Here is a 21,084-nt window from a genome sequence, read left to right on the forward strand (position 1 = left end):
ATCAAGGCGGATGCGCCGACCGTTCGAGAAATTGTCGGCCCGCTGGAGCACGCGGAGTAGCCGCCGACAGGAAAGGCGCCGATCCGCCGCGTCCTGCCAGGAGGCCACGCATGTTCGAAAACCGGACTGATGCTGGACGGCGGATCGCTGAAGTCATCGCGGAACGCGGCTACGGCGAGACGATCGTTTACGCGCTGCCGAGAGGCGGCGTGCCCATTGCACTTGAGATTGGCAGGCGGCTCGGAGCCCCGGTCGATCTTGTGCTCGTGCGCAAGATCGGCGCCCCAGGATATCCGGAGGTGGCGGTCGGCGCCGTGACGGATGGGGACGAGGCGCTTACCGTCGTTAACCCGGAGATCGCGCGCCGCAGCGGCGCGGACACCGCCTATTTGCAGCAAGCGCGCGCGCGCGAACTCGCGGAGATCGAACGTCGGCGCGCGATTTACCTTGGGGATCGTCCGCGCCCGAACCCGAAGGGTCGCACTGCGATCGTCGCCGATGATGGTCTGGCCACCGGCGCAACCGCCCGGGCCGCCGGCGCGGCATTGCGCACGCAGGGGCCGGCGCGGCTGGTGCTTGCGGCGCCAGTTGCGTCTCGAGAAGCTGTCGCCACACTGACCGATATCTTCGACGACGTGATATGCTTGGAACAACCGGAGCCCTTCTATGGGGTGGGCGCCTCGTACCGGGACTTCCATCAGTTGTCAGACGCCGAGGTGGTCGACGCCCTGCGCGAAGTCAATCGTCGCGGCTGACCGGACGTCTGGGGGCGGCTGGCGGGAGACGCCTCAGAACCAAGGCGGCGGCTGCATCAGGCTTCTCCCGCACTTGTCCTGATGCGTAGCCCCTCTGACGATCCATGCTTTGACGCGGCTCAAGCCCCGAGCCGCGCGACACGTTATCGCAAAGGCGCTCTCGACGCCTGAGGAGGATCGTCATGACGCACGCAGATGCAGCGTTGGACCTGTCCGCCAAAGTTCGGGAGGCCGCGCGACCGCTGCCCGACTATGACGATCCGGCCTTCGGCGCCGCCTTCGACAGTTTCGGCGACGCTCGGATCGTCCTGCTCGGCGAATGCACGCACGGCACGTCGGAGTTCTATCGGGCCAGAGCCGCCATCAGCCGGCGCCTTATCGAGCGGCACGGCTTTCGGATTGTGGCGCTGGAAGCCGACTGGCCCGACGTCGCCGACCTCGATCGGTTCGTGCGAAATAGAGGCGTCTGGGGCCAACAGGACAGCTTCTTGAGGTTTCCGCGCTGGATGTGGCGCAACGCCGAGTTTCACGGCTTTCTGCGTGACTTGCGCGCGTGGAACCTGCCCCGCGAGCCCGATGATCGCGCGGAGCTCCGCGGACTCGACGTCTACAGTCTCACGGAATCGGCCGCACACGTGATCGACTATCTAGATCGCGTCGACCCTGCGGCGGCGGCGCAGGCTCGCCACCGATACGGATGTCTCAGTCCCTTCTTTGAGCATCCGAGCCACTACGGCGCGGCCGCCCGCCTTGGGGCCGCCGATTGCGAAGACGCCGTCGTGGGGCAGTTGGCGTCGATGGTGCAGAAGCGTTTCGCCTACAGCGCCATGGATGGGCATGACTACCTGGACGCCGAGCAGAACGCGCGTGTGGTGGCCGCGGCCGAAACCTACTATCGCGCCATGTACCGCAGTTCGGTCGAGAGCTGGAACCGCCGCGACGGGCACATGTTTGCGACCCTGCTGCGGCTCATGGAATCGCGCGGATCTGACAGCAAGGCGATCGTATGGGCGCACAACTCCCACATCGGCGATGCGGCAGCGACCGCCATGGGAGCGTCGGGCGAGTTCAACATCGGGCAACTCTGCAAGGAGGCGTTCGGCACGCGCTGCGTTTCGATCGGCTTTAGTACCGATCGGGGGAGCGTTCTTGCAGCCGATGAATGGGGTCTTGAGCCACGGGCGATGAGCATTGTCCCTGCTCGGCCGGAGAGTTGGGAGCATGTCTTCAACGCCGGGGGACGCCCACGCGCTCTGATCGACTGGCGCGCGAACTCCGATCTTGCGCAATCGCTGTCGAAGCCTCGCTTGGAGCGCGCCATCGGCGTGATCTACCGCCCCGATACTGAGCTCCAGAGCCACTATTTCCACGCAAGCTTGTCAGGGCAATTCGATGCGCTCGTTTGGATTGCGGAGACCTCTGCACTGTCCCCATTGCCAGGCATCGCCGCGGAGGGGGCGCCGGACATCTATCCATTCGGTTTATGACGACCAGAAGTTCCTGCGTGACGAGACTGATTAGCCAATAGGGCCTAACGACAGCATTCGCGCGCGCCGTGCGCGTGGGTCGGTGCAGCGACGAGCCGCCGTATTCCAGGGTTTCAGCGAGGCCCTAGCCTGGCGGCAAGCCCACCGCTCGGCCGCACGCCCTGTCCAGCGCGGAGCGCTTTGGGGGGGGCGACGCCTCCGAGCCTCTACCCTATCGCTGGGCGGCCCCGAAACGACGCTATCGAGACGGCCATTTCAACGGCCTTCTTCAAGTTCGAAGGTGATTTTGGCGTTGATGCGGTAGCTGACGATCTGGTCGTCCGCGACCTGCGCCTCGAAGTTCTTGATATAAATCGAGCGGACATTGCGCAGCGTCCGGCTGGCCTCCTCAACGGCGGAGCGAGCAGCAGCTTCCCAGCTGGTTTCGGACTCTGCGAGGACCTCGATGACTTTCAGCATGGCGATAGCTCCAGCCACAGGATCGTGGCGCTCTCATTCTGAGCCACGCCCCACGGAGGGAGTTGATGCAGGTCAAGCGGGGGTCAGGAGCCGCTCCGGTAGGTATCAATGGCGACAGGCCGGCGTCCGCTGTGCTCTGGCTCACGGTGACAGCCAGTGCGGCCGCGCGTCTGGCGGCTGGCGACATGATGCCAAAGTCTTGGCCGCAGTCGCCGCGGCGCGCAATGATCTCCAGGCTTGCGTGCGATGAGGGGCCACGCCGGAGAACGTGATGATCGCTGAGAAGGATGCCGGAAAGGGCGCTTCCAACCCTGGGAGCCAACTCCAACGACTGATGCGGATGGCCGAAGATCAGCCGCCGCTGTTGACGGCCGTGGTCCATCCCGTCGACGTTCTATCCCTGACGGGCGCGGTAGAGGCGGCGAAACGCGGGCTGATCGCCCCGATACTCATTGGACCCAGGGCGAGGGTCGAGGCCGCGGCCAGAGACGCCGGACGGGATATTTCGGCGTTCGAACTCGTGGATGTCGAGCACAGCCATCAGGCCGCAGCGACAGCTTGTGCGATGGCGGCGAAGGGGCAGGCGGCCGCCATCATGAAGGGCGCGCTGCATACGGACGAACTGCTGGAGGCGGTCGTGGCGCCAACCTCCGGTCTGCGAACAGACCGCAGGATGAGCCACGTATTTGTTCTCGACGTGCCGAGCTACCCGCGGCCGTTACTGATCAGCGATGCGGCGCTGAACATCTCGCCGGATCTCGCCACCAAACGTGACATTGTGCAGAACGCCATTGATCTGGCTCACGCGATGGGCGCGCCGCTGCCCAAAGTGGCCATTCTTTCAGCTGTCGAAACCGTCAATCCCAAAATGATCTCGACCCTCGATGCGGCCGCCTTGTGCAAGATGGCCGATCGCGGGCAGATCGTCGGGGGGCTGCTGGATGGGCCCCTGGCTTTCGACAATGCTGTATCGCCGGAAGCGGCAAGGGCTAAAGGCATCGTCTCACCGGTAGCAGGCGAAGCTGACATCCTGATCGTCCCCGACATTGAATCCGGCAACATGCTGGCCAAGCAGCTCTTCTATTTTTCGAGCGCGCAATCGGCAGGGATCGTTCTCGGCGCCCGCGTCCCAATCATGCTTACAAGCCGCTCCGAACCGGAAGCTTCGCGCCTAGCCTCTTGCGCGCTGGCGATCCTCGTCACCCAACACAAGCCCGCCAAATATGTGAGATGAGAGAGCGGCGTTTCATTCTGGCCCTGAACGTGGGGTCTTCCAGCGTGAAGTTCGCCGTCTATGAGGCCGTGGCGGATCTGCCCTTGAAAATGGAGGGCCAGATCTCCGGGCTGAATGGAACGGCTCGGATGCGCGCCGGCGTCAAGGGCGCAACACGGATTGACGAGCTCTGGGGCGAACAAGCGGGCCTCGATGCGGCGCTTGAGCGGCTGTTCGACTGGCTGGAGGGCGACGGATGGACCGCCGACTTGGCCGCGGTCGGGCACCGGATCGTGCATGGCGGACGGGATTTCCGCCAGCCTTGCATCCTGAGCGGGGAGGTCCGCGCGAAGCTGGAGGAACTGTGCTCGCTTGCGCCGCTTCACCAGCCATTCAATCTGCGCGGAGTGGAGATCGCCGGACGGCGCCTTCCGGGCGTACTGCAGGTCGGAGTGTTCGACACGGCCTTCCATGCGGAACAGCCGGAGGCGGCCCGACTCTATGCCCTGCCGCGAGAGCTGATCGATGATGGCGTCGTGGCCTACGGCTTCCATGGCCTGTCCTACGACTACATCGCCGGCGTGCTGCGCGAGCGGGATGGAGAGAAAGCCGGTGGTCGGGCCATTGTTTTGCATCTTGGCAGCGGGGGCTCTCTCTGCGCTATGGACCGCGGCCGGAGCGTCGCCACGACGATGGGTTTTTCCGCGCTCGACGGGCCGCCCATGAGCACCCGCAGCGGGTCCATAGATCCGGGCGTCATCCTATATCTGCTCGAATCCAGGGGCATGAGTCCGGCGGCCGTGAGCGATCTGCTCTACCGACGGTCGGGTCTCTTGGGCCTCTCGGGGCTGAGCGGGGACATGGTCACGCTGTTGGCCAGCAACGCGCCGCACGCGAAACAAGCGCTTGAGGTCTATGTTTACCGCATCGCCCGTGAGATTGGCTCGCTTGACCGGCCGCGGCCTGGCTCGCCGAAAGAGCGCCTTGCAGCCGCGCGCCCCGGCCCTGGCTCAGCTGCTCGAGCTGTGCGGCGGTGCTGGCCAGGTCGAGGGCGCTGGCTCGGGCCGTCGTCGCCCGCGCGCTCGCCTGAGACAGGGCGGTCCTCGGATCAAGACCCTCCACGGCCGACGGGTAGAGGTCTTCGAACTGGGTTTCCAGGCGAGCGATGTCGGCGGCGATGCCCCTGACGCTGGCGGCGAGGTCGCCGATGTCCTTCAGGGCCTGGGAGGTCTCAAGGAGATGGCTGTAGGGCGAGGCGGCCAGTTCGCGGGCCTGGTTGATCAGCATCTGCGCCTCGTTGGTGAGGCTCTGGAGCTGATGAGCGGTCTGCAGGGCGTTCTCGACGTGGTTGGCCGGGTCGAACACGGTCAGCTGCGCGCGCGCCGGGTCGCTGGTCGCCAGAGACAGCGCAAGGACCTGGACCAGTACGGCGGCAAGCCTAGTCCTCGGCGCAGAGCGCATCGAAGATCTCGTCGACATGGTGATGTCCCTTGGCTTTGAGGAATTGGCGGGCGAAGTCGGCGGGCGCGGCCCGCGCGCAGATTTCGTCGATCAGCGTCTGATCTTCGGGGCTGGAGGCGCCGCAGACGCTCAAGGCCGCGCCCGTCAGTTTGAGGTCGAAGAGGCGGCGCCCGGCCGGCTGGCGCAGGTAGTAGGCGCGTTTGGGAGGGGCGAACGCGATGAGCTCGAGCTGGCGGGCGTTGAGACCGAAGGCCTCGTAGTGACGGGCGCTGGCCGGTTCCAGGGCGCGCGGATTGGGCAGGAAGATCTGCGTCGGGCAGCTCTCGATGAGGCTGGCGGCGATGCTTGAGGCGGCGACGTCCTCCAGGCTCTGGGTCGCGAACACCACGGCGACCCGCTTCTTGCGCAAGGTCTTGAGCCACTCGCGGATCTTGGCGGCGAAGCGCGGCTGATCGAGAAACAGCCAGGCCTCATCAAGGATGAGGAGCACCGGCTGCCCGTCGAAGTCGCGCTCGAGCTGATGGAAGAGGGCGGTGAGCGTTGCGCCAAGCGCCGCGCGCGAGCCCATGAGGGTCTCAAGTTCGAAGGTCTGGAAGGCGCCGGCCCGCGCCGGCTCGGCGGCGCCGTCGAGCAAGGCCCCATGAGGTCCGGCCAGCGTGAAGGGCGCCAGGGCCGCGGCAAGCTCGCGGTCCTGAACCAGCGCGCAGAAGACGCTCAGGGTGCGCTGGGCGACGGGGGCCTGCGCCAGGGCGGCCAGCGCCGTCCAGATCGCTTCGCGCCGATCGGGGCTTTCGGCGAGGCCGGCCGCCAGGCCGAGATCTTCCAGCCATTCGGCCGCCCAGGCCTTCTCGGCCTCATCGTCGATCCTGGCCAGCGGCTGCAGAGGCTCGCTCGCCCCGGCCTCGAGCGCGCGCCAGCAGCCGCCGGCCGCCAAGGTCGCAGCCCGGGCCGAGCGGCCCTTGTCGAAGAAGACCACCCGCCCGCCGCGGTAGCGTCCCCACTGCAACGCCAGGAAGGCCAGCAGCGCGCTCTTTCCGGAGCCGGTCGGTCCGACCACCATCGCGTGGCCGACATCGCCCACGTGTAGGCAAAGCCGAAAGGGCGTGGCGCCGGCCGTGCGGGCGATGGCGAGCGGCGGGCCGGCGAGCGCCTCGTCGCGCTGCGGCCCGGCCCAGACCGCCGAGAGCGGCAAGAGGTCTGCGAGGTTCAAGGTTGAAACGAGCGGGCGGCGAACATCGGCGTAGGGCTCCCCGGGCAGCGAGCCCAACCAGGCCTCGACGGCGTTGAAGTCCTCTTCTTTGGCGACGAACCCGCGGGCGTTCAGCGCGGCCAGCACCTGGCGGGCGCGCTCAGCGGCCAGGTCGGGGTCCCCCTCGAGCAGGCAGATGGTCATGGTCAGATAGCCGAAGGCGCAGGCGTCGGCGCCGAGCGCTTCGAGCGCGGCGTCGCACTGCAGCGTCTTGGCGCTCGCATCGGTGTCGAGGAGCGGGACCTCCTCGCGCGTCAGCGCCTCGCGCAGCAGCGTTCCCACGCCCTTGCGCTTGGAGAACCAGCGCTTGCGGATCCTGGCGATCTCGAGTTCGGCCTCGTCCTTGGACAGCGCGATCCAGCGGGCGCACCAGCGGTGCTCGAACGGCAGCTCGCCCAGCCCGTCGAGCAGACCCGGCTGCGTGGCGGCCGGGAGACCTCGAAGGGAGATCACCTTGAGGAGCTGACCGCCAAGCCGCGGCGAGAGCCCGCCGGTGAGGTCGCAATCGGCCAGCTGCGCATCCAGGAAGACCGGGGTCTGCGGCGGGGCGATCTCAAGCTGTGAGGTGGAAATGCAGGCGTGCAGCCAGCTCAGCAGTTCACCGTCGTCGAGCGGGCGCGCATGCGGCAGGCATTCGGTGAGCAGGGCCAGCAGGCCAGCGGCCTGACGCGAGAACGCTTCGAGGCTGGCGCGCCAGTCGCGGCCGCTCCTGGAGAGCCCGTCGAACAGCCAGCGGTCCAAGGCCGCGGTCTCTTCCCGCGGCGCCAGCCAGGTCAAGCCGTCGCGGCGCAAAGGCCGCGCGCAAGAGGGTTGCGCATGGATGGGGTCCTTGTCAGCGCGCCGCAGATGGATGCGGCGACGACTCAAGGCAAAGCCGGATTTGCTTGGATGTCAACGAATAAAATATAATAAAAACAAAGACTTGCCGGCAAGTTGCCGGTGACTTGGCGGCACATCGCAAGCGCGTCGGCTCAGAGCTGCGCGGCGGGCGAACACGACCTTCGGGTGGTGGCGAATTCGTGCGTCGTTTCAGGGTGATAGCGGCTCGTCGCGTTCCGCTGCGACTTGGCTGCCGGATGCCGACGAAGCGCGGCCAGGTTTTAAGGCGGCGTGAGATCTAGACGCAAAGCGGCGTTGATCCGATCGATGTCGGCGTCGGCGACTCCGGCGGACTGCGCGTAGGTTCGCCATTGGCGCACGCCCTGCGCGATCTCTTTGATGATCGAAAGGCATTTGCGCCGCTTGAGCCCGCAGAAGCCGCCAAAGACGACGAGGTCCTCGAGCTCGAAGTCGTCGCGTTTGCCGCTCAGGCTCATCTGGTGCGCGCTCGTCCAGGGGCCGGACGGGTTGTAGGCGTAGGCGACGTCGAAGGCCGGCGACAGGCCCCAGTCTCCGGCGCGATCCATCAGGAACGCGATGTTCTTGACGTGGTCGTCCTGGTTTCGAATGAGGATGTTGAAGACCGACCTTCGGAACTGCTGGTCGATCGCCTCGCCTCCCAGGCCGAGCAGGCGGATCGTCTCCACCGCCTGCTCGTAGCTGTGGGCGCCGGCGGCGTTGAAATCGTAGTGCCGTAGTGCGGCCAAGGACTGCATGTGCAGCTTGCCGCCAGTGTCCGTGCGGTCGAACCTATGGGTCATGAAGTGGCTGCGCCCGCCCTCTTGGTGCAGGCGGGAGGGCGACATCTCGATGCCGACGCCGAGCGCCATTTCGTAGAAGGCGTACTCGATCAGGCCAAAGCCCTGTGGATCTGCGAGCTCCTTGTCGCGGTTGTTGCTGACGCCGTCGAACTTCATCAGCCAGTAGGAGAAGCCTTGTTCGGCAGGAGCCTGGCCTGACCGGAATTCTCCGGTTCGGGCGTTCCACGCCAGCACCGCCTTGGCCCGGGCGCCTCCGGCCGAGGTGCCGACCCGCAAGATCTCCTCGAGGGTGTCATGGTCGTCCTCGCCGGCCAGCACGCCTTTTAGGTCCGTGCGCTGGCTCAGCACCTGGTTGGCGAGCTCGACCAGGGCGTCGATCTCAAGGCGCCGTGAGCGGTCCCCAGCGCGCAGCAGGGTCGGATGAAACTCCAGCGCGCCCATGCCGCGGGTTCCGATGTAGCAGAGCCGCTCGACCGGGTTGAAGGTGGACGCCTCGCGGCCTTGCCGCACCAGCCAGGCGTCGATCAGGGCGTTGCCGTACTTGTCGGGCAAGGAGTCCGCCAGCAGGCCGGGCAGGCCCTTGAAGGCTGGGCGCGGAAGGGCGGGAAAGTCGTAGGGCGTCGTACGCGGCGGCATGGTCAGCGGCGCCACCAGGATGCCGCTCGCGGCGAACTCCGGCGTGTACTGGAACACCGCATAATCGCGGTCGTCCTGCCAGCTCACTGCTGCGATGTCGCGCCCCCAAAGGCGAACGATGGCGTCGGTCATTCGCCGTCGCCCCAGGTCCACGGTTCAGGCGTCTTCGGTTGCGTGGGGCGTGCGCGCCTGCGCTCGGCCCTGGTGGTCATCCGGACGCGGTCGACCGGCCGCACGTCGAGAGGCGGGGTGAGGACTTCGAGCCGGTCGGCCAGGTCCAGGACTTCGAGCACCCGGATCAGCGTGTCGAGCGAGACGTTTTCGCCAGCCTCGAGGCGGCGCAGGGTGTTGAGCGAAAGGCCTGCATCCTGGGCCAGCTGGCGCTGGGTGAGGTTGCGGCCAAGCCTGACGGCGGCCAGGCGCTCGCCGAGCTCATTGATGCGGGTTTGCAGGGCTGCTTCGGAGATTGACATGTAGAAACCCGAATATGGGTATTTGATGCATATTTGACCATCTAATCCCCCATATAATGGCGATTGTGAGGAGATGGGTTAATGGCGACGTCAAGCGCCAGTCGGAACCAAAATAATGGTGCTTGTGGGGGAATTCCGCACAAAATGACTAATATATTGGTGTTTATTTCACTGTCTCACAGGCGGCCGATGGCCATCGGACAGCGATAGGATTTCTTCCAAACGCCGCCCGGCTTTGGTGCGCGCAATGTGCACAATGACGTCGATCGATTGTGCTGCGAGGGGGATGGCCGGCGAGCTCAACACTTCGCCCAGCAGATCCGTAAGGCGGCGAAGCGCGTCGCGGGCTGAATTAGCGTGCAGGGTCGCCAGGCCTCCCGAGTGCCCGGTGTTCCACGCCTTCAGGGTTTCAAGTGCGGCGGCGCCGTCGCGCAGCTCGCCGACCACGATCCGGTCGGGCCGCAGCCGCAGCGCATCGCGCACGAGGTCCCGCAGGCTGACGGCGTGAGGCGCGCGCCTGGTCAGAAGCGGCAGGACGTCCCAGGCCGAACACTGCAGTTCGGGCGTGTCTTCGATGAGAATGATCCGGTCACTGGCGAAGGCGGGTTCGGCGAGGATGGCGTTGGCCAGCGTGGTCTTGCCCGAACCCGCGCCGCCGCTGATCAGCAGGTTGCCGCGGGTCTGCGCGCAATGGCGCAGCATCTGCGCCTGGTCGGGGCTCATCGATCCGTCTGCGACATAGTCGTCGAGACTGAAGACGACGGCAGGGCGCTTGCGAATGGCGAAGGCGGGCTGGCGGGTCACCGGCGGCAGCATGCCCTGGAAACGCTCTCCGGTCGGCAGCACGCCGGCCAGGCGCGGGGCCTGCGGTCCGACGGTTTCGCCGACATGATCTGCGATGAGCCGCACCGCCCGCTCGCGGGCCTCGGGCGCGATCAGCTTGCCGGTGTCGATGCGTCCAAGGCCGATCTGGTCGACTATGAGCCGCCCGTCCGGATTGACCAGGATCTCGACCACCAGCGGATCGCAGAGCGCCCGCAACACGTCGTCTCCCAGCGCATGGCGCAGCGCTTCGAGCTTGCGCTCGCGCACGATCGGATGGTCGCGCATCAGCGCGCCGACGGATGGACGGGGGCGTCGTCCTGATGGCGAACGGCTCTTCCAGAGGCGATACGCGAGGCCGTCGCATGCAGCAGCAGTTCGATCCGTCGTTCGACCGCGGCCTGGACCGTGGGGTCGTTGTCGATCACCGCATCCGGCAACCGCAGAAAGAACGCCCGGGCCAGCTCCACCACCAGCTCCTGGATGATCTGCACGTCGCGGGCGGTGGAGCGCATGTGGTCGCGCAGCGAGCGATCCAGGTGCAGCAGCCTGTCGTCGGCGTCGGGCTGCGAGGTGCGCAGCAGTCCCCTGGCGATCGCCCGTCCGGCGGCCTGGCTCAGCGGCAGGCGGCATTGGCGCGCCTCTCGGTTGAGGGCCGACACGAGCTTGGGGTCGGTGAGATAGACCTGCACCCGAGCGGTGCGCGGCTCAGCTTTCATCGCGGCTCATCCCTCGCAGGTGGTCGATCGCCGCGTTCTGGGCGGCGTAATCCTGGGCGACCTGGCTGATGGCCTCAGCGACCTTGGCCGCGGTCTGCTTGTCGAGGATGGCGGCCTTGGCTTCCTTGAACGGCGCGAGCGAATGCTCGTCGGCCTGCCCAAGCGCTCGGCGGCCCTGCCATGGGTGTGGGCGGCGCGGCGGCACGTCGGGGCCTGCGCCCTGGTCGGGCGGCGGCAGGGCGGCGCGCGCCCGGAACGGCGCCTTCTTGTCGTAGCGCAGCTTGCGCGCCCGGATCGGCTTTCCTCCAGGGGTGAAGATGATCTGCTCACGCTCGCCAAGCGCCCCGACCGCGCCAGGCGTCAGCAGCGGGCGCTCGATGTGCGAAATGCTGACCGAGTGGCGGCCGGCCTGCGGAAACGGCGGGCCGCTGCGGCTGACCTGCGGCCGCAGCGCCGTGCCGGAGAGGCGGCTGACCTTGTCCTGGGTCAGGGGATCGAGCGCCGAAAAGGCTGTGAAGGTGTGACAGTTGTCGAGGATGGTGTTGTTGGGACCATAGGTCTCGACGATGTCGTTGAGGCTCTGGGCGACGAACATCGCCTTCAGGCCATATCCGCTCATCAGGCGAAGGCTCTTCTCGAAGAACTCCAGGCGGCCGAGCAGTGGGAACTCGTCCATCACCAGCAGCAGCCGGTGCGCCTTGGTCCGCCCGCAACTATCGCGGTTCGGGTGGCTGGTGAGGGCCTGGGTCGCCGCATGGAAGACCAGGCGGACCAGCGGGCGGAGCGCGACGGCGTCGGCCGGGGCCACCTGCACGTAGAGCGACATCGGCCGCGTGGCGCACATCAGATCGCTGATCGCGAAATCGGAGGCGGCCAAGGCGCGTTCGACGTCTTCGCCGGCGAGCCACTTCAGATAGGAGCGCGCCGTCCCTTGGACCGATGTGCGAAATCGGTCGTGCATCGCGCCATAGCCTTTGACCGCGGTGGCTATGAACGGATGGCAGGCCGGCGCGCCGTCCGGCCCGGGGCGATGATGGGTGCGCAGCATGAGGTCGGCGCTGGCGTCCAGGTCGGCCAGCATCTCGCGCGCCGTCAGCAGCGTCTTGGCCTCGTCCGGCGCGCAGTAGAGGACATGGAGTATGACCGCCTCGAGGATCTCACAGGCGGCCTTGTCCCAGATCGCCTCTTCGCTGCGCACGCCGCCAGGATCGGACAGGATCGCCACCAGTCGCTGGATCCTGGCGAGTTCGCCGTCGCCGGGCGTGATCTCAGCCAGCGGGTTCCAGCGTGCGGTCGTCGGCGAGCGCGGGTCGAAATAGAGCGCGTGGGACAGTTTCGCCCGATAGCCGGCGGTCAGAGGCCAGAGTTCGCCCTTGGGGTCGTGCACGAGCACGCTTTGCGGCCAGCTCAGCAGAGTCGGCGTGACATGGCCGCGCCCCTTTCCCGACCGGGTCCCGCCGGTCACCAGGCTGGGGCGCATATCTTCCGTCGCCAGCACCCGGCCGCCGAGTTCACCCAGAATGCAGCCGCAGCGATGCCGCAGCCCGGCGCGCCGGGCCTGCTTCAGGCCGCCCCAGTCACTCGCAGTGTGGGACTGAGGCCTTTCGACGAGCAGCGCAAATCCAAGGCCGCTCAGGGCGCCCAGCATCGTGATCCACGCAGCCGCACGCCAGACGGCGGGGGCTTGCCTGGCGAGCAGGTCCTTCCAGCCCAGCAGCGCCCAGGGCGCGTAGAGGGGGACGCCCAGGTTCAGCGGCAGGGGGCGGCCGAGCGCCGGCGCGGCGGAAAACGTCCAGCCGACGAACTGGCTGGCGCCGGTCAGCCCGACGATCAGGCCGGCCAGCGCGCAACTCAACCGCAGCGGCGCGCCCATGACCACACGTCTCTTGCCCTCGACACCGCGTGTCTCCCTGCATGGTCTCAACCCACGGTAAGACTTTCAAAGGCGATCGCCTGAACCGGCGACCCCTCAAGTCGCAGGGGGCGAAGCGTGAGCATCAGGGCGAGAGAAGGCCAAGTCCGATGGCGCGCGACACCGCCTGGATTCGGGTGCTCACCCCCAGTCGCGCGCAGGCCTCGCGGATGTAGTCGTCAACGGTGTGCTGCGAGATCCCAAGGATCGCTCCGATCGCAAACGAGCTCTTTCCTTCCTGGACCCAACGCAGGCACTCGACCTGCCGCGGCGCCAGGATCGGGATCGCCCCGCCGTCGTCGCCGGGCGCCGCCAGCGCCTCGATGCGCGCCAGCTCGAAGGCGCTGAGCAGGTTGGCGGCGGTCATAGCGCCGACCCCGACCAGATGACCGGCGTCGATGTCCTGAAGCGTGGAAAGGGCGATGGTCGCGGCCTTGTTGTCGGCGCAGGCCAGCGCCAGCCGCGCGCCGCCCAGGTGATGGCAGAGCAGGAGCGCCACGAGGTCGCAGTTCGTCGCATCCGCGAAGGCCGCCAGGCGCGCGTAGGTCATCGGCCCGCGCCCGCTCTCGAAGTTTTCGTAGGTTCGAAGTTTCATGCCCATGGCGCGTGCGACGTCACGCCGTCGCAGTCCGCGACGACGGCGGATCTCTTCCAACGCGGCGGAAAGGCTCTGGCGTTCGCCGAGGCCTGTCGTCATGCGTCGCAACCTCCGGCTGTCGAGCATCCCATCGTTAGCTGAATTTGCGCCAGCGTGCTCCCCGCAATCCTGTGGGGCGCCGCGCCGGCGCCGCATCGCGTGTTTTCGCGGTGGAAACCTTTTGGAAACGGCAGTTGGTTGCGAAAGAAGTTTGCGTATATTCGCCGCAAGCGCGGGGTAGGGTGCGATTTTCTCCGTCTGCGGGATTTTCGGGGCCGCCGTCTCTTCCCACCCTGCCATAGAGACGACAACCAGTGGTCGAGGCGGATCGGGGCGGTTCAGGCAGGTCATGGAGAAGGATCGCGATCCATTCGGGCAGGCGATCTGTGCAGTGCGTCAACGCGTGCGGGCAGGTCGATATGTACTGGGCGAGCGCCTGGCGATCACCGAGCTGGCGAACGATCTCGACCTCAGCGCCACGCCTGTCCGCGAGGCCTTGTCGCGGCTCTCCGGCGAAGGCCTGATCGAGGACCGCCGGGGACAGGGCTACTTCGCCTGGCGCCTCGATGTCGTCGACCTGACGGATCTCTATGAGTTGCAGGGCGCCTATCTGGACATTGCGCTGTCGCGCGCAGGCGCCCGTGGGCCCGGTCTCGAACCGAGCGCGGCCGCAAGCGCAGAGGATCTTTTCGCCCACATCGTCCACCAGAGCCACAGCGCTGCGCTGACCAGGGCCAACCGCCTGCTCGCCGACCGGCTCGCCGCGCCTCGCCGTGTCGAGGAGCGTGTGCTCAGCGACGTGGAAGGCGAGCTGTCGGCGCTGCTAGGGGTCGTTGAGATCGATGACCTGCGTCAGGAACTGGCGGCCTATCACGAGCGCAGGCTGTCGAGCGGCCGCGCCATCGTCGCGGCGCTGCGGAGCCAGGCCGGGCAGGATGAGAATATAGTCCCGCAATAGTCGAAATATGCTTTGAATCAATTTCAAGGCGAATGCTTCCTGGTCCTGTCGCAAGACCGCGACGAACACCAGCAAGGAGGCAGCCATGTCTTCGAAGTTCAAGCTCATCACCTTCGGTGACGCCAAGTCCCTGACCCGCGGCATCGTGGGCGCCGACTACGAGCTGGATTACCAGCCGCACCCGTAAGGCGACTTTGCGAGCGCCGCGCTCCCGGGGCGGCGCTCGCTCCTTCGCAATCTCATCACCGCCATGACCCATCGCCTCTCGCCCCACGTCCACGCCGCCTGCTGCGGCGAGGACCTGGTTCTCCTTAATCTGAGGCAAGGCTCCTATGCCTGCCTTCCGGGCTGCGCGCCCTACATCGCCCTGAGCGCCGGAACGACGGCGCTCAGGGTCGGCGCCCAGGATCTGGCCCAGGCGCTTGTCGAGGCCGGCGCGATCGAGACGGGGCCAGCCCAGCTGCGTTTCGTCGCCCCGCCGGCGGCGCGCGATCTCGCCGCCCGCCGGCCTGGGCGGCGCGCCCGTCCTCTTACGATGGCGCTGGCGTGGAGCGAGCTTGCCCGCAGCTACTGGCGCGTTCCCTTTGGCGAGATGATCGCGCGATCGCAGCGCAAGGCGAACGGCGCATGTGGGGACGAGGCGCTGGTCGGGCGCCTGGCGCACGACTTCGCAAGGATGCTGCCCTGGGTTCCGGCGCAGGGCGTCTGCCTCTACCGCAGCTGCTTTCTGCTCGCCTTTCTGCGACGCCACGGCGTTTCGGCAAGCTGGGTGTTCGGGGTGCAGACCTACACCTTCGAGGCCCACTGCTGGCTTCAGGCCGGGGACTTGGTGCTCGACGACCATCTCGAACATGTCGCCGGCTTTGAGCCGATCCTGGCGCTCGAGCCATGAGTTACCTGGTCATCGCCTGGCCGGGGGAACGGCCTGTATGGCTCTCCGATCTAAAGCGGGCCGCGCCGGAGGACTGGGCGATCGCCCTGCGGGCGGACGGCCTGACGGTGGCGCATGGCGGACCATGTCCGCCGCCGGTCCGCGCGATCGCAGGCGGCGTTCTGATCGGGGACCTGCACGAGCGCGCGGGCGCCGTTACGCCGATCGCTTTGCGGCCTGCGCGGGAGATGGCCGAACTTCTCTGTGCAACCGCCTGGGGCGGCTATGTCGCGGTCCTCGGTAACGGGCCGGGCGGATCCTGGTCGGTGCTCCGCTGTCCTTCCGGCGAACTCGACGCGCTGGCCTGGCGATTTGGCGAGGCCCTGCTGATCGCCGACGACCTGCCGGCCTGGCTGGGCCGCTGGCTGCCGCCCGGCCTGGGCGTCGACTGGGGGCGGCTCGGGGCGATCCTCGCCGACCCGGCCATGGCCTCTGGCGAACTGGCCCTGAGCCGCGTGCAGGCCATCGCGCCGGGCGAGCTCTGGTCGGTGCGCGACGGGGCGAGGCCCATCTGGCGCCCGGCGCATGTCGCCCGTCGGAGGGAAAGCGGCGGGGGGCAGGCAGAGGAGCGGCTGCGGGCGGTGGTCGACGAGGTCGTCGGCGCGCAGGCCGGGACGCGGACCGTGATCGAACTCTCCGGCGGCCTGGACTCGGCGATCGTCGCCAGCGCGCTCAAGGGCCGCGACGTGGTCGCGGTGAACTACTATTCGCGCGAGCTTGGCGCCGACGAGCGTCCGTTTGCGCGTGAGATCGCCCGTCGGCTTGGGCTCGAGCTCATCGAAATCGAAAAGCCCCCGCCGGCGTTCGACCTCGCCGCGCTGGAGGAACGGGCGACGGGGGCGCGGCCGGCGCTCAATGCGCTCGATTTCGAGCATGACCGCGATATGGCCCGTCGCTGCCGGGAGCTGGGCGCCGATGTCCTGATGACCGGCCAGGGCGGCGATCATCTGTTCTTCCAGGCGCCCAGCGCGCTGATCGCCGCCGATGCGCTTCCGGGCGCGATTCGTCCGGCGCTGCTCGCGGTGCTCGCCAGGCGAACCGGCCGCTCGGCCTGGAGCATCCTGCGCGAAGCGCTCGGCGCGCGGGTCGGCGCGCCTGGAATAAAGGCCCGGCCACAGCACCTCTCGCCCGCCGCCTGGGACGGAGCCAGGGCGGCCGGCGTCCATCCCTGGCTCGCCGACGCAGCCGGTCTCCCGCCGGCCAAGGCGCTGCAGGTCGCGTGCCTGGCCGCGGCCTTGTCGCTGAACGGCGCGAGCCGGCGCGGAACGGCGGCCAGGCTGCGCCATCCCTTGCTCAGCCAGCCGGTGATGGAGGCCTGTCTGCCGCTCGCCGTCGTGCAACTGACGGCGGGCGGACACGATCGGGCGCTCGCGCGCGCCGCCTTCGCCGAACGGCTGCCCGCCAGCGTCATCGCGCGTCAGGGCAAGGGCCGGCTCACCAGCCACTATGGGCGCCTGATCGCTTCAGGCCTGGCAGACCTGCGGCCGCTGCTGCTCGAGGGCCGGCTGGCGGCCGAAGGGTTGCTTGATCGCCAGGCGCTCGAGCAGATGCTCACGGTCGAGCAACTGGCCTGGAGGGGCGGTTATGGGGCGATCATGACCAGCGCGGCCCTGGAACTCTGGGTCCGCAGCTGGGAGGCGCGAACGGCGCGCAACACTGGGCCATAGCCGTCACGGCCCATCGCGCCGTGGGCCTGCCCGCGCGCCGAGCCAGAGGAAGGCGCGGCGATAGACCTCGCGGACGTTGCCTGGCGAGGAGACGATGTGGCCCTCGCCAAAGGCCGTGATCAGGGTCACGTCCTTGGCCTGGCGCGCGAGTGCGGTGAACATCTCCTGGGCCTGGCTCAGCCGTACGAAATCGATGTCGCCGTGGATGAGCAGCACCGGCGCCTCGATCTGGCCGGCCTGGAACAAGGGACTGTTGCGGACATAGAGGCCCGGCGCCTCCCAGGGCGAGGCGCGCAGGTTCGCCTGGCCGAGTTCCGACCAGCCGAGCAGGTAGGGACTGAGGCCGTCGGCCGGGAGCACCTCGCCATGCGGATCGAAGACGCCGCGCACGCTGGCGAGGTCGGCCGGGGCGGCCGAGGCGACGACCGCCGCAAAGCGCCGGCTCTGGCTGGCCGCCATCAGAGCGCTATAGCCGCCAAAGCTCTGGCCCCAGAGGATCGGGCGGCTCGCATCGAACCCGCCGGCCTGCGCCGCGGCGAGGTCGATCGCCGCCAGGATCTGATCGGCGAGGCCTTCGCCGGGTTCTGCCTGCCGCGAGCGCGGAAGCGCCGGGATGAGGACGGCGTAGCCGGCGGCGGCCATGAGTTCGGCGTTGACCGGGAAGCGTCCCGTGCCGCCGCCATAAGGGCGAGGCGGCGGATAGGCGCTCAGCCCGGGATAGGGGATGACGATCAGTTGCGGCGGCGAGGTCCGCGGGCGGCGGGGCGTCAGCAAATAGTGGAAAAGCGGCTCGCCGCCCGGACCGGTCGCCCTGATCTCGGTGACCGGCGCGAAGTCGATGGTTGCGAACTCGCTATTGAGCGTCATCACCGTCCGTGGGGCCGGCGCGCTCAGCTGCAGTTCCAGGCCCCCGTGGTCGGTGGCGACCACGCTCGCGCTGGCGCCGGGCATAGCGATCGGCGGCGCGGGGTCGTTTGATGCGGGAGCCGTCTCGCCGCGCGTCGAGATCAGAGCGGGGCGACCATCGCGCTGGATCCGAAACCAGCCGACCACGGGCGCCGAGTTCTGACGCTCCCGGCTGGACAAGGAGAGGCCCGGCGCGGCCAGCGGCGCGGCGCCTTCGGCGATCTGAGCTGCCTGCGAGAGTGTGACGCGCCAGACCTGCCCGGCGCTTGTGACGAAGATCGCCTCGCCATCGTTGGCCAGAAGCCTTGGAGCCGGCGCAGCAGGCAGGGCGCTCGTGAGATTGCGTGGCTGATCGCCCAGCGCATACCAGTCGCGCCGGCCGGCCGCCGGCTCGAGATAGCCGATGGGGGTCGCGCCCAGCCACCCGGCGTAGGGAATGACATGGCCCTCGCTCGTCTGGCCAAGCGCAAGGGCGGCGTCTCCTGTCGCGATCTGGCGGACGCCGGCGACGCCAAGCCGGATCAGCGCGGCCTGGGGCCAGTCTGGGCGGCGGCCATAGGCCAGCACCTCGCGGGCGTCGGGCGACCAGGCCATCAAGTGGGGGGCAAGATCGCAGTCGCCGCAGGGCGTCACGGCCGCGCCGCTGGAGAGATCGACCAGGACCAGATTGCGGCGTCGGTTGGGGCTGGCGACCGCTCGTGGGGCCGCGGTCGGCGCCAGGGCCTCCAGGTTGGCCATCGCGGCGACCTGGCGGCCGTCCGGCGAGATCTGCAGGTCGTAGAAGTCCCCGCTGGCGAGATCGCTGACCTTGCCGCTCGTCACGTCAGCAAGCACGAGCCGTCCGCCGCCCGCACGCTCGCCGGAGAACGCCCCGGCTGAACTGACTTGGGCGAGCGCAGTCTCGCCGCGGGCGGTCGCCTTCCACTTGGCCTGCAGGACATCGCGAGCCTGCCAGCCGGCGCGGAGTCGAAGCGGAATGGTTGCGCGCGCAGCGATCACCAGCTCGCGGTCCGAGCGCCAGGCGATGGTCTGGCCAAGTTGGGCGAGCTCCGGGATCACGCCAAGCCAACGGACCTTGCCGCTGGCCAACTGCACGACGCCGGCCTCCCAGTCGCGCCCCTTCAGGCGCAGGACCACCATCGCCTTACCGTCGGGAGAGAGCGGGCCGGCCGTATGGCCCTCATCGTCTCGCGCTTTCAGCAACAACTGCGGCGGGTCAGACGAGCCGACCCTCGCGACATAGATCCGGCTGCGGCGAAGCGGCGGGTAGGTGTCGTACTCGAACGGCCCGGCCTCTGTGATCGGGCGCTGGCGCTCGAAGATCAGGGTCGGGCCATCGGGCGTGAACGCCATCTGTCCGAACTCTTCGGCCAAGAGCAGGTCGTCGGTGGTGAAGGAACGCGCGCCGGCCGGGGCTGCGATCGCGGCCAGGCACAGGGCCGCGATCTGCGAAGGCAATCGCATGGGATGGTCCTGGTCTTTGGATCGGGGTGGCGCTACCAGCGCTTGGTCAATTGCAGCGAGACAAACCGGCCGAGCGGGTCGGCGTTGGCCGGGTCGTAACCGATGCCGGTCGGCCCATCGTAGAACGGCGGGTCGCTGTCGAAGAGGTTCTGGACGTTGAGCGCGACCGACAGTCCGTCGAGCGCTTCGACCGAGGTCTGCGGCGTCCAGCGCAGCTGCAGATCGGCCGTGGTCCAGGCGTCGATCTTGCGGCCGGCGTCGGTGTGGTAAGCGCTTCGGTGACGAGGGCTATGCGCGCGAGGAACTTGTCGCTGAGCTGGGCGCGGCCTTCCTGTGTGCTGACCTCGGTCTCGAGTTGACGCCGCGCGAGGATCACGCGGCCTACCTCGGCTATTGGCTGGCGGTACTGAAAGCTGAGCCACGGTTCTTGTTCACCGCGGCTGCCCATGCACAGAAGGCTTGTGACTACCTGGTCGCAAAGCAGCCGCACAACGACTAGCGGCGGCGCGGCGGGCGTCTGTCCCGCCGCGCACTTCCACCCGCCGAGCGAAAGGCGCGCCGACCGGTCTGCCCGTGACAACGCTTCGGGCTTTCGGTGGAATAGTGGAGGCGGTTGAGGGCTTGGCGACGAGGAGCCGGGAGAGCATGGGGAGGGCAAGATAAAAGGGAGGTGAGACGGCCTCCGCTTCTAATCAACAATTTCAATGGCGTATGGCGATGGCCTTACACATCCCACGACTTGCTGGGAGTTTCGCTTCAGGCGGTTTCAGATGGCCGCCAGCGATGAGATGCAAGGGCCGGTAGGGGCTCATTGCGGTCGATTGGTGCGTCCGCTTCAGGGCGGTGAACGCTGCCTGTCTGGCGATGAACGGATGGGCTCCTAGCGGACCTTCGGAATGTCGGCTCGTAGGCGGGGAGGGCAGTCTCTGGAAGAGGTCGCGCACCCGCACGAAGGGCTCTCGGCTCTCCGCCGTGCGCCGAACCTTTCGCTCAACTACCTGATCGAAGGGAATGCCCCGGCCAAGCATTTCCCACAGGTCTAGCCCCTCCATACAGATCGTGCGCTTGGCGCGACCGAAAGCGCGTCGGAACCAGCTCGATCTGTTCGATATCGAGTGAGCGCGAAAATCGTCCTCCTGCTTCGCTGGACGGCGCATCGGCTTGGGCTTCGGCCGGCGTGAAATTCAGCGTCGTTCAGTGGTGGCAGCCGAGCGCCATTCGCCGTCAGTTTTGCGGAACTCGCGCCTCGACCGGAATTCGAAACGTACGTCCTCCCCCGACATCGAGAACCCAATCCCATTTCCCGACCCTGGCGACCGGGCGTAGGGATCGGGTGGATTCCACAGTCCAAGAGTCAGTTAGGATCGGCGCGACATAGCCGCGAATGCCATGATCGACTACAGCCGAAACGGCGATCCCATATTTGCCCCAGACAAGTTCGCCGGGGCGGCTATCTCTGCTGTCCTGGCCGACGTCTTCTTGCGGGTTGAATTCGATCTGCCAGTCAAAGGGAGCCCCGAGTAGCCCGTCCGCGAGAGTCTCCGCCTGGCGGCCCGCATTCACGATGATGCTCCCTGGCCCCATTTTGCTTCCTTCGTATGGCAGGGCTATCGCATATGGCCGAGCATGGAGAGCAGGAAGGCGTTGTCCCACCCGGCGCGCTTGATCTTGGTCTTCATCGAGCCCTTGGCGGGG

At 67.6% G+C, this 21,084-nt stretch carries 17 protein-coding genes and 1 pseudogene; 8 read left to right on the forward strand and 10 right to left on the reverse strand.

Translation table 11 applies throughout. The features are described from left to right. Nucleotides 1-110: 110 nt before the first annotated feature. Nucleotides 111-755 (forward strand): phosphoribosyltransferase, encoded by a 645-nt coding sequence (locus GGQ61_RS20430; RefSeq protein ID WP_183776913.1) that lies wholly within the window; start codon nt 111-113, stop codon nt 753-755. Nucleotides 756-937: 182 nt separating this feature from the next. Further along, on the forward strand, nt 938-2,242 hold the full coding sequence (locus GGQ61_RS20435; protein WP_183776914.1) for an erythromycin esterase family protein: 1,305 nt from the start codon (nt 938-940) through the stop codon (nt 2,240-2,242). Between the two features lie 255 nt (nt 2,243-2,497). On the opposite strand, the gene GGQ61_RS20440 is transcribed toward GGQ61_RS20435, so the two are convergent. Further along, complete coding sequence (locus GGQ61_RS20440; protein WP_221221177.1) at nt 2,498-2,701, reverse strand: dodecin family protein; 204 nt, start codon at nt 2,699-2,701, stop codon at nt 2,498-2,500. 271 nt (nt 2,702-2,972) lie between these two features. Between GGQ61_RS20440 and GGQ61_RS20445 the strand changes: the two genes are divergently transcribed. Together GGQ61_RS20445 and GGQ61_RS22760 are read left to right on the forward strand one after the other, a co-directional pair. Continuing rightward, nucleotides 2,973-3,935 (forward strand): bifunctional enoyl-CoA hydratase/phosphate acetyltransferase, encoded by a 963-nt coding sequence (locus tag GGQ61_RS20445; protein ID WP_183776915.1) that lies wholly within the window; start codon nt 2,973-2,975, stop codon nt 3,933-3,935. Further along, the gene (locus tag GGQ61_RS22760) at nt 3,932-5,101 is read left to right on the forward strand and encodes an acetate/propionate family kinase (protein WP_425501024.1); all 1,170 of its coding nucleotides are present in this window, start codon (nt 3,932-3,934) and stop codon (nt 5,099-5,101) included. The genes GGQ61_RS20445 and GGQ61_RS22760 overlap by 4 nt, the downstream gene beginning before the upstream one ends. A 251-nt stretch (nt 5,102-5,352) precedes the next feature. On the opposite strand, the gene GGQ61_RS20455 is transcribed toward GGQ61_RS22760, so the two are convergent. The 7 genes from GGQ61_RS20455 to GGQ61_RS20485 all read right to left on the reverse strand — a co-directional run bounded on the left by GGQ61_RS20455 (nt 5,353) and on the right by GGQ61_RS20485 (nt 13,523). Then, nucleotides 5,353-7,365, reverse strand: a complete 2,013-nt coding sequence (locus GGQ61_RS20455; protein WP_246371132.1) for a VirB4 family type IV secretion/conjugal transfer ATPase — start codon at nt 7,363-7,365, stop codon at nt 5,353-5,355. A 359-nt stretch (nt 7,366-7,724) separates the two neighbouring features. Then, on the reverse strand, nt 7,725-9,032 hold the full coding sequence (locus tag GGQ61_RS20460; protein WP_183776918.1) for a type II toxin-antitoxin system HipA family toxin: 1,308 nt from the start codon (nt 9,030-9,032) through the stop codon (nt 7,725-7,727). After that, a complete protein-coding gene (locus GGQ61_RS20465) occupies nt 9,029-9,373 on the reverse strand; it encodes a helix-turn-helix domain-containing protein (RefSeq protein WP_183776919.1) in 345 nt (114 codons plus the stop codon). The genes GGQ61_RS20460 and GGQ61_RS20465 overlap by 4 nt, the downstream gene beginning before the upstream one ends. A gap of 168 nt (nt 9,374-9,541) precedes the next feature. Beyond that, on the reverse strand, nt 9,542-10,483 hold the full coding sequence (trbB, locus tag GGQ61_RS20470; protein WP_183776920.1) for a P-type conjugative transfer ATPase TrbB: 942 nt from the start codon (nt 10,481-10,483) through the stop codon (nt 9,542-9,544). After that, nucleotides 10,483-10,914, reverse strand: coding sequence for a hypothetical protein (locus GGQ61_RS20475; RefSeq protein WP_183776921.1), 432 nt, complete (start codon nt 10,912-10,914; stop codon nt 10,483-10,485). Before GGQ61_RS20475 ends, trbB begins: the two co-directional genes overlap by 1 nt. After that, nucleotides 10,904-12,787 carry a type IV secretory system conjugative DNA transfer family protein gene (locus GGQ61_RS20480; RefSeq protein WP_183776922.1) on the reverse strand — a complete coding sequence of 628 codons (1,884 nt, stop codon included), beginning with the start codon at nt 12,785-12,787 and terminating at the stop codon, nt 10,904-10,906. Before GGQ61_RS20480 ends, GGQ61_RS20475 begins: the two co-directional genes overlap by 11 nt. Before the next feature lie 124 nt (nt 12,788-12,911). Next, entirely contained in the window at nt 12,912-13,523 is a 612-nt protein-coding gene (locus GGQ61_RS20485; protein ID WP_183776923.1) for a helix-turn-helix transcriptional regulator, read from the reverse strand. A gap of 289 nt (nt 13,524-13,812) precedes the next feature. On the opposite strand from GGQ61_RS20485, the gene GGQ61_RS20490 reads away from it, so the two are divergent. The 3 genes from GGQ61_RS20490 (at nt 13,813) to GGQ61_RS20500 (ending at nt 17,019) form a co-directional block, all read left to right on the forward strand. Further along, on the forward strand, nt 13,813-14,421 hold the full coding sequence (locus GGQ61_RS20490; RefSeq protein WP_183776924.1) for a GntR family transcriptional regulator: 609 nt from the start codon (nt 13,813-13,815) through the stop codon (nt 14,419-14,421). A 250-nt stretch (nt 14,422-14,671) separates the two neighbouring features. After that, nucleotides 14,672-15,313 carry a lasso peptide biosynthesis B2 protein gene (locus GGQ61_RS20495; protein ID WP_183776925.1) on the forward strand — a complete coding sequence of 214 codons (642 nt, stop codon included), beginning with the start codon at nt 14,672-14,674 and terminating at the stop codon, nt 15,311-15,313. Continuing rightward, entirely contained in the window at nt 15,310-17,019 is a 1,710-nt protein-coding gene (locus tag GGQ61_RS20500; protein ID WP_183776926.1) for an asparagine synthase-related protein, read from the forward strand. Before GGQ61_RS20495 ends, GGQ61_RS20500 begins: the two co-directional genes overlap by 4 nt. Nucleotides 17,020-17,022: 3 nt before the next feature. On the opposite strand, the gene GGQ61_RS20505 is transcribed toward GGQ61_RS20500, so the two are convergent. After that, nucleotides 17,023-19,389: a S9 family peptidase gene (locus tag GGQ61_RS20505; RefSeq protein WP_183776927.1), complete on the reverse strand. Its 2,367-nt coding sequence runs from the start codon at nt 19,387-19,389 to the stop codon at nt 17,023-17,025. 289 nt (nt 19,390-19,678) lie between these two features. Here GGQ61_RS20505 and GGQ61_RS20515 point away from each other — a divergent pair. After that, nucleotides 19,679-19,888: pseudogene (locus tag GGQ61_RS20515) on the forward strand (zincin-like metallopeptidase domain-containing protein); the annotation flags it as partial. A 725-nt stretch (nt 19,889-20,613) separates the two neighbouring features. Here GGQ61_RS20515 and GGQ61_RS22065 read toward each other — a convergent pair. Then, nucleotides 20,614-21,084, reverse strand: a 471-nt coding sequence (locus GGQ61_RS22065) for a hypothetical protein (protein ID WP_221221178.1), incomplete at its 5' end; no start/stop codon positions are given.

The organism is Phenylobacterium haematophilum, from assembly GCF_014196295.1.
Taxonomy (GTDB): Bacteria; Pseudomonadota; Alphaproteobacteria; order Caulobacterales; family Caulobacteraceae; genus Phenylobacterium; species Phenylobacterium haematophilum.

What these genes read in the sequence shown, in the direction of transcription:
- GGQ61_RS20430 (WP_183776913.1), top strand. Translation starts at nt 111, where the DNA reads ATGTTCGAAAACCGGACTGATGCTGGACGGCGGATCGCTGAAGTCATC.
- GGQ61_RS20435 (WP_183776914.1), top strand. Translation starts at nt 938, where the DNA reads ATGACGCACGCAGATGCAGCGTTGGACCTGTCCGCCAAAGTTCGGGAG.
- GGQ61_RS20440 (WP_221221177.1), bottom strand. Translation starts at nt 2,701, where the DNA reads ATGCTGAAAGTCATCGAGGTCCTCGCAGAGTCCGAAACCAGCTGGGAA.
- GGQ61_RS20445 (WP_183776915.1), top strand. Translation starts at nt 2,973, where the DNA reads ATGATCGCTGAGAAGGATGCCGGAAAGGGCGCTTCCAACCCTGGGAGC.
- GGQ61_RS22760 (WP_425501024.1), top strand. Translation starts at nt 3,932, where the DNA reads ATGAGAGAGCGGCGTTTCATTCTGGCCCTGAACGTGGGGTCTTCCAGC.
- GGQ61_RS20460 (WP_183776918.1), bottom strand. Translation starts at nt 9,032, where the DNA reads ATGACCGACGCCATCGTTCGCCTTTGGGGGCGCGACATCGCAGCAGTG.
- GGQ61_RS20465 (WP_183776919.1), bottom strand. Translation starts at nt 9,373, where the DNA reads ATGTCAATCTCCGAAGCAGCCCTGCAAACCCGCATCAATGAGCTCGGC.
- trbB (WP_183776920.1), bottom strand. Translation starts at nt 10,483, where the DNA reads ATGCGCGACCATCCGATCGTGCGCGAGCGCAAGCTCGAAGCGCTGCGC.
- GGQ61_RS20475 (WP_183776921.1), bottom strand. Translation starts at nt 10,914, where the DNA reads ATGAAAGCTGAGCCGCGCACCGCTCGGGTGCAGGTCTATCTCACCGAC.
- GGQ61_RS20480 (WP_183776922.1), bottom strand. Translation starts at nt 12,787, where the DNA reads ATGGGCGCGCCGCTGCGGTTGAGTTGCGCGCTGGCCGGCCTGATCGTC.
- GGQ61_RS20485 (WP_183776923.1), bottom strand. Translation starts at nt 13,523, where the DNA reads ATGACGACAGGCCTCGGCGAACGCCAGAGCCTTTCCGCCGCGTTGGAA.
- GGQ61_RS20490 (WP_183776924.1), top strand. Translation starts at nt 13,813, where the DNA reads ATGGAGAAGGATCGCGATCCATTCGGGCAGGCGATCTGTGCAGTGCGT.
- GGQ61_RS20495 (WP_183776925.1), top strand. Translation starts at nt 14,672, where the DNA reads ATGACCCATCGCCTCTCGCCCCACGTCCACGCCGCCTGCTGCGGCGAG.
- GGQ61_RS20500 (WP_183776926.1), top strand. Translation starts at nt 15,310, where the DNA reads ATGAGTTACCTGGTCATCGCCTGGCCGGGGGAACGGCCTGTATGGCTC.
- GGQ61_RS20505 (WP_183776927.1), bottom strand. Translation starts at nt 19,389, where the DNA reads ATGCGATTGCCTTCGCAGATCGCGGCCCTGTGCCTGGCCGCGATCGCA.